Raw genomic sequence first — 14545 nt, 5'->3', positions numbered from 1 at the left:
TTTTTCCGATTATATTTTTTTGACATTTCTTGTCATGCGTCTTAAAATGAAATAATTAACTGTTATTAAAGGTACAATTTTATTAATTATTTATAATGGGAATGTATCCAGTATGAAAATCGGAATTGTTGGTGGCACCGGGGATATCGGGCAGGGTCTTGCCCATCGCCTTTCGCATAATCATGAGATATTTATTGGCTCAAGGGATAAGGAGAAAGCCTGTATTGTGAGTGAATGTACGGTAAAAACTCTTTATGAGAATGGAATAGAGGCAAAATGCAAAGGTGCAACAAATCAGGAAGCAGTTGATTTTGGGGATGTTATTGTTCTTTCAATAAATTACAGGCATCTGAAATCAACCCTGGATTCTCTAACCGGTTTTGAAAACAAGATTGTTATCACTCCGATAAATCCTATTTCAAAGTCGGATTGTTTTTATTATGATCCTCCAAAGGAAGGTTCGGCGGCACTTTCCCTAAAGGAACTACTGCCTGAGAGTACACGGATAGTTTCTGCTTTCAATAATATTGCAGCAAACAGGTGGAAACAGCTTGACACCGAACTTGATTATTCTGTTGCTGTATGCAGTGATGATGCAGAAGCCAAAAATATTGTTATGGGGCTTGTAAATGAAGTTTCAAATTTAAATGCTGTCGATGCAGGCCCTCTTCAGATGTCCTCAATAGTTGAGAGTATTACTCCCCTTATTTTAAATATTGCAAAATATAACGAAATGAAGGATGTTGGCGTCAGATTCTTTTGATACCCCCATTCCTGATTTTTTGTTATATGTGTTATTGTTCAAAATTATTGTATTTTAAAGCACTCGCGGGTATGGATAAATTTTAATTTATGATGATTTTTATAGATATACTGTATGTACTTTGCAGTTTTGATAAGAAATTGGCAATAAATAATTTTTGAATAATCCATATTATATATATTAAGAAATACCCGAAATATTCGCTGCCTTTTTTTGGAGGGTAAACTATATATCTTACTTTTTAGTATTAGATACCTGAACACCTGACAGGTGTGTCTTGGGGGGAAAGAATGACATACACTTTTTATAACCCGAAAGTCGCCTTAATGGGCGCAGGCTGTGTAAAAGATATTGGAACACAGGCTAAACAGATTGGTGGCACAAAAGCTTTGATCGTAAGCGGGGTGTCAAAACACGGAGAAGAACTTGCAAAAGATATCGGAGAACTCTTAAAATCAAGCGGTGTTAATTTTGTAATTTATGCAGGAGCTGAACCTAATCCGACTGATATCAATGTCCATAAAGGCGCTGATATGTACAAAAGCCAGAATTGTGATATGATTATTGCGGTTGGTGGTGGAAGTCCGATGGACTGTGCAAAAGGTATTGGTATTCTTGCGACAAACGGGGGGAAGATTCAGGATTATGAGGGTGCAGGCCATGATCTAAAACCACTGCCTCCGTTAATCACTGTCAACACAACAGCAGGTACTGCAAGTGAAATGACAAGTTTTGCTGTAATTACAGACACTTCCCGTCATATTAAGATGGCACTTGTTGACTGGAGACTTACTGCTGATGTTGCGATAAATGATCCGGAACTTATGATCAGCATGCCTCCGGCTCTTACTGCCGCAACCGGTATGGATGCATTAACACATGCAGTTGAGGCTTATGTTTCAACAATTTCAACTCCGATGACCGATTCTGCAGCCATAAAGGCAATTGAGCTTATTACACAATATCTGCCAAAGGCAGTTGAGAATGGAAAAGATATTGAGGCACGTGAGATGATGGCTTATGCCGAGTATCTTGCCGGAGTGGCATTTAACAATGCAAGTCTTGGTTATGTACATGCAATGGCACACCAGCTTGGTGGATTTTACAATCTTCCACATGGTGTCTGCAACGCAATCCTGCTGCCTCACGTAGAGTCTTTCAATAAAGAGATTGTTCCGGAAAAATTTGTTCCGATAGCAAAAGCAATGGGTGTTGATGTCTCGGGAATGGATACAAAAGCCGGGGCAGATGCTGCAATTGAAGAAATCAAAAAACTTTCAGCTAAGATTGGTATTCCTTCTGGTCTGAAGGAAATTGGTGCAAAAGAAGAGGATTTCCCTGTTCTTGCTGAGAATGCCTTAAAAGATGTTTGTGGTTTGACAAACCCTAAGCAGGCCAAAGTTGATGAGATAATTGCCATTTATAAAAATGCGATGTAGTTAAGGCTACATTTATTTTTCAAATTTTTTTGGATAGAATATATTCCAAAAAGCGGGTATTTTTTAAATATCAGGGATATATAAGTTGGATCTTATTCAAAAAGTGATAAATTGTCATTGTTGAACATAGATTTATATACAACATTGCCTTTATTGAACCTTCATGAAAATCGGGATTGTAGGTGGGACCGGGGAAATTGGTCAGGGGCTTTCTCACAGGCTTTCACATGTCCATGAGGTATATCTTGGTTCAAGAGATAAGGACAAAGCATGTGATATAAGTAAATGTACAATTGAGGAACTGGGTAAGGTTTCCATCAAGTCATTGTGCTGCGGGGCTACAAATCAGGAAGCAGTTGATGCAGGTGATATCATTGTATTGTCGATAAACTACAAACATCTTGAATCGACGCTGTCCACCTTGACAGGATTTGAAGATAAAATTGTAATAACTCCAATAAATCCTATCGGAAGGTCTGATCACTTTTATCATGATCCGCCTCCGGAGGGATCGGCGGCACTAGCAGTAAAAAAACTTCTTCCTGAAAGTGCACGTGTTGTTTCGGCTTTTAATAACATAGCTGCCAACCGGTGGAAAGAAATTGATACAGAACTTGATTATTCCGTTGCAGTATGCAGTGATGACGCTGAGGCCAAAAAGATTGTAATGGATCTTGTTAATGAGGTCTCAAAATTAAAAGCGTTTGATGCGGGACCGCTCGCTGTTTCATCGATTGTTGAGAGTGTAACGCCTCTTGTTCTGAATATTGCACGCTATAATAAGCTTAAGGATGTTGGAATAAAATTTGTCTGAGTATTTTTGTGTGGATATTAATACTCTAAAAATAAGGGTTATTGAGGAGAAATGATGCCCCTTATATTTTTGCAAATTTTACATGAATATTGTATGTCCGAATTTATTCAAAACCCTGCCTGAATGATTCAGTAAATATGGATTTTTAAAGAATTTATGTGAATATTATATCCTGAATTACTATTGTGGTGAAGATAGTTACTATATAGTACCTAGAAATGTTTATAAACTGTTAGAAGGAAGATATGTGTAGGCATTTGCATAAATGCAGTTCAATTTCATTGATGGAATAATTATTTATCCATGATCTACCCTATGAAGACTGGATTCAGAAAAAAATGTACTGTCATGAAATGTCGGGTGATGGTTTCATGTCGAGTTACAGGGTGATGATACGATTTTTCTGAGAATCGGATTCCACGGAGGAGAATAATATGGCAAATCTTAAGAGACCAAATGCAAATGAGGCGGTTCATACATCAAACCGTTCAAGGAATGTAGTCCCTATGTCCGGACTTTGTTCACGCTGTTTAGACGGATGTAAGGGGAACTGTGATATCTGGCTTTCTTCATTCAGAGGCCGTGAAGTATTATATCCCGGTCCTTTTGGAGAAGTAACCGCAGGTGCAGACAAAGACTATCCAATTGATTATTCACATATCAATATTCACGGATATGCAGTCGGTGCAAGAGGACTTTTAAAAGGCGTAACAGGTACTCCTGACACTGCTGTTTTTGAGGATGTTGACACTGAAACAGAATATGGATGGGACAAAAAAGTTCCAATGAAGGTTCCAATCTTTACAGGTGCACTTGGCTCAACAGAAATTGCACGTGCTAACTGGGAACACTTTGCAATCGGTGCGGCAATTTCAGGTATTACACTTGTATGTGGAGAAAATGTCTGTGGGGTTGATCCAAAGCTTCAGCTTGACAAAAACGGCAAAGTCGTTGAATCACCAGAGATGGACAGAAGGATCGAGATATATAGAAAATTCCATGAGGGATATGGTGAGATTCTTGTCCAGATGAATGTCGAGGACACACGCCTTGGCACAGCTGAATATGTATCTTCAAAGCATGAACTCGAAACCCTTGAACTTAAATGGGGACAGGGAGCAAAGTGCATTGGCGGAGAGATTAAAGTAAACTCACTTGAACGTGCAATTGAACTAAAAAACCGTGGATATATTGTATTCCCGGACCCGACCCGACATGATGTTCAGGAAGCATTTAAGGCAGGGGCAATAAAAGAATTTGAGCGCCACTCACGTCTCGGTTTTGTTACAAAGGAAGGATTCTTAGAGGAAGTAGATCGCCTTCGTGATATCGGCTACAAGCGTATCACATTAAAGACCGGTGCATATTCAATGAAAGAGCTTGCAATGGCAATCCGTTACTCTTCTGAGGCAAAGATTGACCTTCTTACAATAGATGGTGCACCCGGAGGAACAGGTATGAGTCCATGGCCGATGATGAACGAATGGGGTATTCCTACATTTTATCTTCAGTCAATGGCTTATGACTTTGCAACAAAGCTTGAGAAGAAAGGAATGCGTGTTCCGGACCTCGCAATTGCAGGCGGATTTGCGGATGAGGCAAATGCATTCAAGGCACTTTGCATGGGTGCTCCATACTTTAAGGCTGTATGCATGGGTCGTGGTCTCATGATCCCGGGAATGCTTGGAAAGAACATTCAGAAGTGGCTTGCTGCAGGTGAACTTCCAAAGACAGTTTCAAGATACGGAACAACTGTTGAAGAGATCTTTGTAACATATGAAGAGCTCAGGGAAAAATACGGAGAGAGAATCAAAGATATTCCTCTTGGTGCAATAGGCATTTACACCTACACACAGCGTTTCAGAACAGGAATGCAGCAGATCATGGCCGGAAGCAGAAACTTCAGTCTCTCTTCAATATCAAGAAACGATCTCATGGCACTTACGCCTGAGTCGGCAGAAGTCTCCGGTATTCCTTACATCATGGAATCCTACAAAGAAGAAGCACTTGACATCCTTCTCGAATAATCCATTTCACCAGATAATTGTAGTGGAGGTTTTTAAACCACCACTTCATAACTATACCTTTTTGTCAGGTATTTTACCTAATTAAAAATTAATAATATACAGGAATAATTTCCTGGTTGTTGAATTCTGATGTTTCTTCCTACTTCTAAAAAAGAGATGGACAAAATGGGGTGGGATGCATGCGATGTAATAATCGTAACGCCTGATGCCTATGTTGACCATCCGTCTTTTGCAATGGCTATACTGGGCAGGTTTTTAGAAAAAAACGGATATAAAGTGGGAATTCTGTCCCAGCCCAAATGGAAGGAACCAAAAAATTTCCTTGAGCTTGGAATTCCAAGAATAGCATTTGCGGTTTCAGGCGGTCAGATGGATTCTATGGTTTTAAACTATACTGCCACCAATATTCCCCGAAAAGAAGACTTATTTTGTGAGAATAAAAATCCGTTTTTTTCACAAAAAGGGGATTTGAAAAAATACCGGATTCGCCCTGACAGATGCATAAATGTATATTGCAGTCAGATACGCTCTGTCTCAAAAAATGTCCCAATAATTATCGGAGGTATTGAGGCATCCTTGAGGCGTATCGCCCATTATGATTACTGGACCAATAAAATAAGGCGAAGTGTATTATTTGATTCAAAAGCTGATATTCTCATTTACGGGATGGGTGAATATCCTTTACTGAGAACTATAGAAAAACTGGAATCAGGAATTACCATAGATGAACTTGATGTGGAAAGTACCGGGATAATTATAAAAAATATTGATGGTTTTAGTGATGTTGTCACACTTCCCTCATTTGAAGAAGTAAAATCTCAAAAATCCGAGTTTGCAAAAGCCCAAAATTTGTTTGAGAAAAACGGGGACAATAAATATCTCGCACAGATGCAGGATTCAAGATATTATTTTCAGAATCCACGTATGAATATTACACAAAAGGAACTGGATTTCATATATGATACAGATTTTGAAAGATGTCCTCATCCGCGATTTGAAAATGTTCCGGCATTTGAAATGATAAAAACTTCAGTTAATTCGCATAGAGGATGTTATGGAGACTGTTCATTTTGTGCCATAGCTTCTCATCAGGGAAAATCCGTTATTTCAAGAAGCCGTGAGTCTGTAATTAAAGAAATCAGGAAAATTGCCTCACAACCTGATTTTAAGGGAACAATTTCAGATATCGGGGGACCTTCTGCAAACATGTATGCATCTTCATGTAGTGTGGGGGGTTGCACTGAACATAACTGCCTGAAAGATGGTTACGGGTGTAAAAATCTGATTTCCGGAACGGACGAATATCTCTCATTATTAATTGATGCAGGGAATATCGGGCGTGTAAAACATGTCTTTATAAATTCCGGCATTCGTTTTGATCCGGCTATTCTTGATGAAACGTTTCTGTGTGAAATTCTCAAAAACAATATATCTGGTCAGATGAAGGTTGCACCTGAGTCCGGCTCGGATAAAGTACTGGGTTACATGAATAAACCCTCAAAAGAGGTTTTTGAAAAATTCCTGAAGACGTTTAATAAAATAAAAAAAGAAGAGGGTATAAGAAAATTTGTAATTCCCTACATAATTACAGGCCATCCTGGTGAGGATGACATAGAGGCAGAAAAAACAAAGAATTTCCTGGATAAAAATAATCTTAGGGGGAAGCAGTTTCAGGTATTTACACCCACACCGATGACACGTTCAACTGCAATGTATTATCTTGGATATGATCCAAAAAGCGGTGAACCTGTTCATTCTGAAAAAAATCAAAAGCGTCTGAACAGCAGAAAGATGGCTATGATTGATAAATAATCCCTGATAATCCACAAATTTTTGCAGAATTTTAGTATCTGTTGTTGTCTTTTTTCAAATAAACTGATAAATTCAGGAGTCTGATATATAGGATTATGCAAAAACAGTACCTCCTTGGCTTTGGTGCAGCGGTGGCAGTGATTTTTTTTGTATCTGCTGTAATTACATTTAATCCGTCGGGAGTACCGGATGAGGACAGAATCTGTCAGGTTTCAACTCTTGAAAATCTGATTGAAGGAAATTACAACGGTACTGTTTCATACGGCGCTATTATGAATATGGGCGATACAGGTCTTGGAACATTTGATCATCTTGACGGGGAGATGGTTGCAGCAGGCGGGGAATATTTTCAGATAAAAAGTGATGGGAGTGTTACCCTGGTTGATTCAAAAGAGACATCTCCTTTTGCAGAGGTTACCCGTTTTAATCCTGATTCTGTTTTTGAGATAAGAGATTCAATGAATTTTTCAGAGATAAAAAATCTTATGCAGGAAAATCTCACATTGAATAACAGGATTTGCACAATAAGAATAGATGGGAAATATTCGGAAGTTAAGGCCAGAAGTGTTGCCCGTCAGGAGATGCCTTATGTGCCTTTAAGTGAGGCATTAAGCATGAGTGAAAATATTTTTGAAGCAAAGGAAATTACAGGTACGGCAACCGGCTTTTGGCATCCTGATTATATGTCGGGTTTAAATGCTCAGGGTTTTCATCTTCATTTTATTGATGAAAAAAGAGAATTCGGAGGTCATATAATTGACTTTACTTTTGAGACAGGTTTTATTTCTCTTGACTATTCGGATGAATTTCTGTTGATTATGCCTGAAGAGAATAAGATTTACAATAATAACTGATTTTTATGAAGCTGGGTGTACTTTTTTCCGGAGGGAAGGATTCGGTTTTTGCATGCCGGATGGCGATGGCAAAAGAGGAAGTTTCCTGTCTGATTACTATTCTTTCAAAAAATAAGGAAAGTTATATGTTTCACACCCCTAATGTGAACCTTTCTGCCCTTCAGGCAGAGGCGGCAAACATTCCTCTTGTTGAAGTTGAAACAAATGGTGAGAAAGAAAAGGAACTTGATGATCTTAAAACCGCAATTCTGGTTGCCAAAGAAAAATACGGAATTGAAGGTATTGTTACAGGCGCGATAATGTCTGTTTACCAGGCATCCCGTGTACAGCGGATATGCAGTGAACTTGATTTGTGGTGTTTTAATCCGCTCTGGTATGTCAATCAGAAAAAGTATATGGAAGAGATAATTTCTTCCGGATTTAAGGTTATGATAACCGGCGTATTTTCTTATCCTTTTGATGAAACCTGGCTTGGAAGGACGATTGATGAAAAAACCCTTTCTGAGCTTGAAAGGATTTCTGAAAAATGCAGGATTACACTGACCGGAGAAGGCGGTGAATTTGAAACATTTGTTTACGATGCACCTTTTTTTAGTAAAAAAATTGTAATTGATGAATATCTGGCGTCATGCAGAAATTATAACGGGACTTTTAATATTATTGGGGCACATCTGGAGGAAAAATGATTCTGATAATAGATTTGTGCCGAAAACCGGATTCTTTGTCAAAAACGGAATTTGTGAACCCCGTTGCTGAGATTGTGGATTCATGCGGTGTAATTTTTAAAATTATGCATTATAAAGAGATCTCATGTGAGGATATAAATAAAGCAGATGGGGCTATTTTGTGTGGGACGGCTCTTAAAGACAATGAATTTTTAAATGATATCAAATTGTTCGACTGGATAAAAACAATAAATATTCCTGTAATGGGTGTTTGTGCGGGGATACAGGTAATATCCGGAGTTTTTGGAGGTAAAGTTGTCAAAGACAAAAAAATAGGAATGACAAAAGTATCCTGTGTTGCAGATGATCCGGTTATTTCTAAAAAAGAGGAATTTGAGGCATATGAACTCCATAATTATTCAGTAACTGTTCCGGATTGTTTTATTGAAATTGCAAGGTCGGATGATGGTATTCAGGCGATAAAACATAAAGAAAAATCTGTTTATGGTGTTGTTTTCCATCCCGAAGTCCGAAATGAGTGGGTTTTAAAAAATTTTATTATCTCTTTAATCTGATTTATTTTAATTTATCAAGATCTCTTATCAGATCATTTATTGTCTGATAACGCTCATCAGGATTTTTATGAAGGCATTTTAAAATAATCCTGTCAAACTTTTTTGCTTCCGGATTTATTTGTGATGGTTTTTTAGGGTTGTCATTAATAATCGCATTGCTGAACTCTCCTATACCTTCTCCTGAAAAGGGGAGTGAGCCTGTCATAAGTTCGTAGAATAAAATTCCAAGCTGGAATATATCTGTTCTGTTGTCGCTTCTTCCAAATGTTTTTGGAGCTACCTGTTCCGGAGCGGCATAATTCAGTGAGAAAGCAAGTGTTCTTGTCTCGGCAGAATCTCCCAGAATTTTACCAAGGCCCCAGTCGGTGATTTTTGGAATGTTTTCATCAGACAACAGAATATTCTGAGGCTTGATGTCTCTGTGGATAATTCCTGCATTATGTGCATAAGAGAGGCCTTCTGCAATTCCTTTTATTATTTTAAGTGCAAAATCAGGTTCAACCGGTTTTGAAACGTCAGCAAGGGAATTTTTGAAGTATTCCATCTCTACATAAGGGACAGGAAGTATGTTTACTGAAAATACCCTTACAATATTTTCATGAGATAGTTCTTCCCATATATTCATCTCTTTTAGAAAGCTTCGCCCTGTTCTTTCATCAAAGCTTATCGGGATTTTCACCGCAACAGTCTTTCCGGTATCTCTTGTTTTAGCAAAAAATACTCTTGCGGTTCCTCCTCTTTTGATGTATCTGGCATCCATGTATCTTTCGGTTAATTCGGCAGGCAGGTAATTGCTTTTTTTTGTCTGCATTAATATTGCGGCTTCGTTTTTATCAATTGTCAGTGTTTTGTTTTTGTCCTCATCACTGATTTTTTTATTTTTTAGTTTGTACTCTGGTTTTAATTCCAGCATTCTTGTGTGAATTACAGGAATCATTAGTAAAATGAAGGTTATACCTGCATCTGATGCAAGTTCGAGAGAATCTTTGTATCCGTCTCCTATGAATAAAATCTGGATTAGTACAGGAATTGCTATTTCAAAAATTAATATGAAAATATACGGCTTTTTTTTGACAATTGAATATGCCATCCATATCGAAGTTATGGCATATAAAAAGAGCATCAGGGAATACATAAACATTATAGAATTCTCTGTTGTATCACTGACCGTTCCGACTGAAGCTATTGAAAAAAGCGATGATATCAGCAATAATATTCCCATTATGGAATAGACAGGTATTAAAAAAACCCTCAGGGAAAATCTTTCTTTATATCTGAATCTTGATGAATATTTATTTCCCAGAGCATTTATTGCGTATAGGAATACTCCTGAGAGACATAAAATGACCAGAAGAAGTATGTTTGAACTAAAGTTCTGCATATATTTCTGGTAATCATCATCCGAAGAGGTAATGTTTAGAGAATTGTTGTCCATCTTAACTGAAAATCCGTAATTATCGACACTTTCTTCTGCAGATACGGGAATGACAGCCAGTGCTAGTATTGTCAACAGTAAAAAAAAATCCAAATATAATTTTCTTTCAAATGACAGAATAACACCACATGGATATATCTGCTTTAGTTATTTGTAACTTAATTATAAAAAAATGAACTGTGAATGATAATTTTTTGATTTAACTTATTCTGATTTGGGATTTGAAAAAATGAATCTGCCGCTTCTTGCGCCTCTGGAGAGTTCTATGACATCTCCGTCAGATAATTCATAACGGATTTCCTTTTCGAGGAGTTTATCATTCAGATAAGTGCCGCCAGTACTTGCCACGTCTTCAATATACCATGAACTGGCTTCTTTGTGGATATAGCAATGAGGCTTTGTAATTCTTGATACCGCCCCGTAAAATTCCGAAAATACAATGTCTCCTTTTTCCTGCAGATATGTCTGATCTGAATTGGAACGCCCTATTCTTATTTTTCCGGCATTTATTGGATATGCTGTTCCATCTTCAGGCCCTCCCACTATGAATATTACTGGATTTTCCGTTGTTAACTCTTCGGAGAGTTTTGCCTTAAGATCTTTAATTTTATTTTCGAAAACCTGGCTATTCGGTATTAGATTTATGTCCCCGAAGATCTGAAGATTTTTAAAAATTGAGTCCAGACCTCCTGGCATAATGGAATATTTCCATACGGGGTGGACTCCTTTTGATTTCCTCCCTGAAAGACCGGTTTCCTTTTTGATAACTCCTGCAAGATGAAGTTTTTGAATATGTTTTTTTGTATTTTCATAGCTTATTCCGATATCGTAAGATATCTCCCTGACATCTTTTGGCTTTTTTTCGATAGACTTTAAAATTTTAAGTCTTGTCGGGTTTGATAATGCATCAAGGTAGTCTGAAAGTTCTTCGAAAAACTCATCATCACTTTCAATAAAAATTGTTTTTGGATCTTCATCTTCAGACATAATTGTTCAATATAGTTTATTTGAAGTATTATTATTCTGTTGCCAGTGCTTTTATTGGATCAAGCTTTGATGCTTTCCATGCAGGGTAAACACCTGATAATACGCAGACAAAAGTACCTATAAATATTCCAATTGGGACAGATAACAGGCTGTCTATTGTAAAGAAATAATTTGTGTCCTGTAAAAGCAGTAATACTGCAAGATAACCAAAAATGACACTTATCAAAGCACCGATTATTGATCCGCCAAGACCCAGGATGAATGCCTCATATAAAAACATCCGCCTTATCTCTTTTCGTTTTGTGCCTATGCTTCTTAAAATCCCTATTTCTTTGATTCTTTCGGTGACTGACATCATCATTACATTGAATATGGATACTGCGGCAACAAGGAGTGATATTCCGCCAATTGCGCTTAAAAATCCGGTGATTGCTCCAAGTACGTCTTTTATTCCCTCAAGGAATCCTGCTGCATCGAAGACATAGATTTTGTCGACTGCACTGTCTTTTTTGTTTTTGTTTATTGCATTCTCAATTTTTTCCTTTACTTCGTCAACACTTTCAATATCTCTCAGGATTACGTTTATCTGATCGTATTTCCCTTCTTTGTCATACATCTGGTTGTATATTTTGTCTGTTATGACAACTGCATTGTCCGTTCCAAGTCCCAGTGACATTCCTGTTTCCGAGATAATTCCGCTAACCCTGACATTTTTTTGGTTTCCCTTATCTCTGCTTCCTATTTTTATTCTGCTCCCTGCTTTGAGTTTATAAGTTTCTGCAAGTGAATGCCCGACTAATACAGAGTTTGAACTTTTTGGATAATATCCGTCGTCAAGTTTCTCTATAAGCTTTTGAATGTCGGACTCTTCAATTCCATATATCTGTGCAGATGATTTTTCAGAACCGGTAGTTATTGAGTCATAGTTGACATAAAAAGGAATTACAGTGTTTGGAACTGAGACTCGTTCTATTGTTTTAAGATCGGATTTTGATATGTATGTTTCATCCGGATCATATGCTCCGTTTGGGTATATGCTTAAGACATTTCCTGAATCTGAAAGGCTCTGTGTGACTGACAAGGACATATTCGCCCCGAGAATTCCAATGGATGTTATTGCAATAACACCTATCACAATGCCTGTTGCCGCCAGAATAGATCTGACAAAATTCAGCCTGACATTTCTTAAAGAGAGGTCAAAAAAGATATCGGTGAATATCATGCTACCAGTCCGTCTCTGATTACAATTGTCCGAGTGGCATATCCGGCGGTTTCAGGATCATGAGTTACCATTATTACTGTTTTGCCCTGTCTGTTTAACCTCGTTAATATTTCCATAATCTGTTCGCTTGTTGCAGAATCCAGGTTTCCGGTAGGTTCGTCACAAAGGATAATTTTCGGATCGTTTATTAGCGCCCTTGCGATTGCCACACGCTGCTGCTGTCCTCCGGATATTTCGGTGGGTTTGTGATTTATAATTGAACCGGCAAGTCCGACCATTTCCAGAAGTTTTTCCGCTTTTCTTTCCGAATCCCTTTTTCTCTTTTGGAGAATGAGTGGATATTCCACATTTTCATAGATGCTTAACAGAGGAATCAGATTGAATTTTTGAAATATGAACCCGATATTATCCCTTCTCATTTCAGTTAATTCATCATCGCTCATCTCTCTGATATTGATGCCTCCTATGTAGAGGTCTCCTGATGTGGGGACATCGAGGCTTCCAATCTGGTTTAGGAGAGTTGATTTACCGGAACCTGACGGACCCATGATTGCAACGAACTCTCCTTTTTTAATTGAGATATTGATTCCTTTAAGGGCAGTCACATCTCCTGAGGGGAGGGGATAAACCTTAATCACATTTTCAAGCCTGATGGCCGGTTCTGAATTGTTTGTCATTCGGGTTTACACCTTTTTTTACTTAGTAACCCGGTTTTTTTTACAGCACAGTACCCGATACCAGCAACTACTGCCGTTAAGATGAGCAGAACTATTGGAGATCCTCCGCTTTGTTCGGCTTTGGCTGATGCAGAATTTTCCTGTGAATTTTTAGATACAGCCATTGTTAGTTCTGACTGGTCTGTGTTGATATTTTGAACAAATTCATAGTTGTTGCCGTCTTTATCTTTGTATTTTACAACCAGCGGGATTTTTGATTCTCCATTGGAGTCATAAGTAATTTCAAATCCTGAGAAATCGTCCGGTTCGAGCGATCCTACAACATATACGGGGTACGGCTCTTTTGGAACTGCCGGTTCTTTTACTGTTACTATAACCGATTTTGCTTCCTCAAGTCCGCTGTTTGTAATATCTCCTGTCATTCGTCCGTATTCTGTGATTATGTTGTTTAAAACAGGTTCCGCACTTTTTTTGTCTTTTCCAAAATTCAGTGGAATATTAATTTTTGAGATGTGATCATTCATTCCGTTTTTATAATTTGCAAAAAAAACTGCTTCTCCTTCATTTTCAGGTGTAATCTCAAATTCTATTGTTTTTGACTCGTCTGGTTTTAGAGATCCAATAAATCTGCCTGTCTGTGAAAATTCTGCCGAGTCTGAAGAGGGTAGTATGTTTATCCCGTTTATTTCATTTTCCCGTGGATTTGCAATAGTCAGAATGATTTTATCTTTTTTTCCTTTTGAGAATGTATCCGGTTTTTCCGTGACTGAAATGAGAATTTCTTTATCTTCAACTTTTACGGGAACCGGATAATTCAGACTTCCGCTTCCTGAAAAATCAAGATAAAAATCCGGGTAATTGATTCCATTGGATTGTTTTGCCTTTATTGTAAATGTGAAATCCATTTTGTTTCCCGGTCCGAGAGATCCTACGGTATCATATTCCCCGTCAGACATTACCGAAACATCTTTGCTGTAAATTTTTGCACGGTTAATATCCACACTGTTTATTCCTGTGTTTTGGATAGTTACTTTGATAGTGCCGGAATCTCCCGGCATGAAGACTTCAGGTGAAACTTTGACATCAGTAACTGATATGAAGTCTTTTGCATTGCTGCCGGTCTGGATTGTTGAAATATCAGATGCCGAGACCAGAGGTACTGCCGCAAAAAACATAGCAAAGATAAGAATGGTGAAAATTCTTTTTTTATTTTTAATCAAAGACTCTCTCATTTTAATCAACTTTTTATAAATTTATTTTTAGGAACCAGTGCCT

Annotated in this window: 13 protein-coding genes; 8 read left to right on the top strand and 5 right to left on the bottom strand. The window is 37.9% G+C overall.

Annotated features, from left to right (window positions below; translation table 11 throughout):
- The first annotated feature begins 112 nt into the window (after positions 1-112).
- The 8 genes from npdG (F1737_RS05750) (at position 113) to F1737_RS05715 (ending at position 8949) form a co-directional block, all read left to right on the top strand.
- Positions 113-763, top strand: coding sequence for an NADPH-dependent F420 reductase (npdG, locus tag F1737_RS05750; protein WP_317137822.1), 651 nt, complete (start codon positions 113-115; stop codon positions 761-763).
- Between the two features lie 290 nt (positions 764-1053).
- A complete protein-coding gene (locus tag F1737_RS05745; protein WP_317137821.1) occupies positions 1054-2202 on the top strand; it encodes an iron-containing alcohol dehydrogenase in 1149 nt (382 codons plus the stop codon).
- Between the two features lie 163 nt (positions 2203-2365).
- Positions 2366-3016: an NADPH-dependent F420 reductase gene (gene npdG, locus F1737_RS05740; protein WP_317137820.1), complete on the top strand. Its 651-nt coding sequence runs from the start codon at positions 2366-2368 to the stop codon at positions 3014-3016.
- Between the two features lie 434 nt (positions 3017-3450).
- Positions 3451-5043 carry an FMN-binding glutamate synthase family protein gene (locus tag F1737_RS05735; RefSeq protein WP_317137819.1) on the top strand — a complete coding sequence of 531 codons (1593 nt, stop codon included), beginning with the start codon at positions 3451-3453 and terminating at the stop codon, positions 5041-5043.
- Between the two features lie 129 nt (positions 5044-5172).
- Positions 5173-6855 carry a YgiQ family radical SAM protein gene (locus tag F1737_RS05730; protein ID WP_317137818.1) on the top strand — a complete coding sequence of 561 codons (1683 nt, stop codon included), beginning with the start codon at positions 5173-5175 and terminating at the stop codon, positions 6853-6855.
- A gap of 95 nt (positions 6856-6950) precedes the next feature.
- On the top strand, positions 6951-7709 hold the full coding sequence (gene budA, locus F1737_RS05725; RefSeq protein WP_317137817.1) for an acetolactate decarboxylase: 759 nt from the start codon (positions 6951-6953) through the stop codon (positions 7707-7709).
- Between the two features lie 5 nt (positions 7710-7714).
- The gene (locus F1737_RS05720; RefSeq protein WP_317137816.1) at positions 7715-8395 is read left to right on the top strand and encodes a diphthine--ammonia ligase; all 681 of its coding nucleotides are present in this window, start codon (positions 7715-7717) and stop codon (positions 8393-8395) included.
- Positions 8392-8949: a glutamine amidotransferase-related protein gene (locus F1737_RS05715; protein WP_317137815.1), complete on the top strand. Its 558-nt coding sequence runs from the start codon at positions 8392-8394 to the stop codon at positions 8947-8949. The genes F1737_RS05720 and F1737_RS05715 overlap by 4 nt, the downstream gene beginning before the upstream one ends.
- A gap of 1 nt (position 8950) precedes the next feature.
- On the opposite strand, the gene F1737_RS05710 is transcribed toward F1737_RS05715, so the two are convergent.
- The 5 genes from F1737_RS05710 to F1737_RS05690 form a co-directional block, all read right to left on the bottom strand.
- Complete coding sequence (locus F1737_RS05710) at positions 8951-10459, bottom strand: serine/threonine-protein kinase (protein WP_317137814.1); 1509 nt, start codon at positions 10457-10459, stop codon at positions 8951-8953.
- 129 nt (positions 10460-10588) lie between these two features.
- On the bottom strand, positions 10589-11371 hold the full coding sequence (locus F1737_RS05705; RefSeq protein WP_317137813.1) for an FHA domain-containing protein: 783 nt from the start codon (positions 11369-11371) through the stop codon (positions 10589-10591).
- 31 nt (positions 11372-11402) lie between these two features.
- The gene (locus F1737_RS05700) at positions 11403-12593 is read right to left on the bottom strand and encodes an ABC transporter permease (protein ID WP_317137812.1); all 1191 of its coding nucleotides are present in this window, start codon (positions 12591-12593) and stop codon (positions 11403-11405) included.
- A complete protein-coding gene (locus F1737_RS05695; RefSeq protein WP_317137811.1) occupies positions 12590-13270 on the bottom strand; it encodes an ABC transporter ATP-binding protein in 681 nt (226 codons plus the stop codon). Before F1737_RS05695 ends, F1737_RS05700 begins: the two co-directional genes overlap by 4 nt.
- Positions 13267-14490 carry a COG1361 family protein gene (locus tag F1737_RS05690; RefSeq protein WP_317137810.1) on the bottom strand — a complete coding sequence of 408 codons (1224 nt, stop codon included), beginning with the start codon at positions 14488-14490 and terminating at the stop codon, positions 13267-13269. The genes F1737_RS05695 and F1737_RS05690 overlap by 4 nt, the downstream gene beginning before the upstream one ends.
- Positions 14491-14545: the final 55 nt, after the last annotated feature.

Origin of the sequence: Methanoplanus sp. FWC-SCC4 (assembly GCF_032878975.1) — an archaeon.
GTDB lineage: Archaea > Halobacteriota > Methanomicrobia > Methanomicrobiales > Methanomicrobiaceae > Methanochimaera > Methanochimaera problematica.
The sequence above is the reverse complement of the archived record's forward strand: the minus strand, read 5'-3'. Positions and strand labels throughout refer to the sequence as shown.

Excerpts from the sequence above, each read along its gene's own strand:
- npdG (WP_317137822.1), top strand. The coding sequence starts at position 113 with ATGAAAATCGGAATTGTTGGTGGCACCGGGGATATCGGGCAGGGTCTT.
- F1737_RS05745 (WP_317137821.1), top strand. The coding sequence starts at position 1,054 with ATGACATACACTTTTTATAACCCGAAAGTCGCCTTAATGGGCGCAGGC.
- npdG (WP_317137820.1), top strand. The coding sequence starts at position 2,366 with ATGAAAATCGGGATTGTAGGTGGGACCGGGGAAATTGGTCAGGGGCTT.
- F1737_RS05735 (WP_317137819.1), top strand. The coding sequence starts at position 3,451 with ATGGCAAATCTTAAGAGACCAAATGCAAATGAGGCGGTTCATACATCA.
- F1737_RS05730 (WP_317137818.1), top strand. The coding sequence starts at position 5,173 with ATGTTTCTTCCTACTTCTAAAAAAGAGATGGACAAAATGGGGTGGGAT.
- budA (WP_317137817.1), top strand. The coding sequence starts at position 6,951 with ATGCAAAAACAGTACCTCCTTGGCTTTGGTGCAGCGGTGGCAGTGATT.
- F1737_RS05720 (WP_317137816.1), top strand. The coding sequence starts at position 7,715 with ATGAAGCTGGGTGTACTTTTTTCCGGAGGGAAGGATTCGGTTTTTGCA.
- F1737_RS05715 (WP_317137815.1), top strand. The coding sequence starts at position 8,392 with ATGATTCTGATAATAGATTTGTGCCGAAAACCGGATTCTTTGTCAAAA.
- F1737_RS05705 (WP_317137813.1), bottom strand. The coding sequence starts at position 11,371 with ATGTCTGAAGATGAAGATCCAAAAACAATTTTTATTGAAAGTGATGAT.
- F1737_RS05700 (WP_317137812.1), bottom strand. The coding sequence starts at position 12,593 with ATGATATTCACCGATATCTTTTTTGACCTCTCTTTAAGAAATGTCAGG.
- F1737_RS05695 (WP_317137811.1), bottom strand. The coding sequence starts at position 13,270 with ATGACAAACAATTCAGAACCGGCCATCAGGCTTGAAAATGTGATTAAG.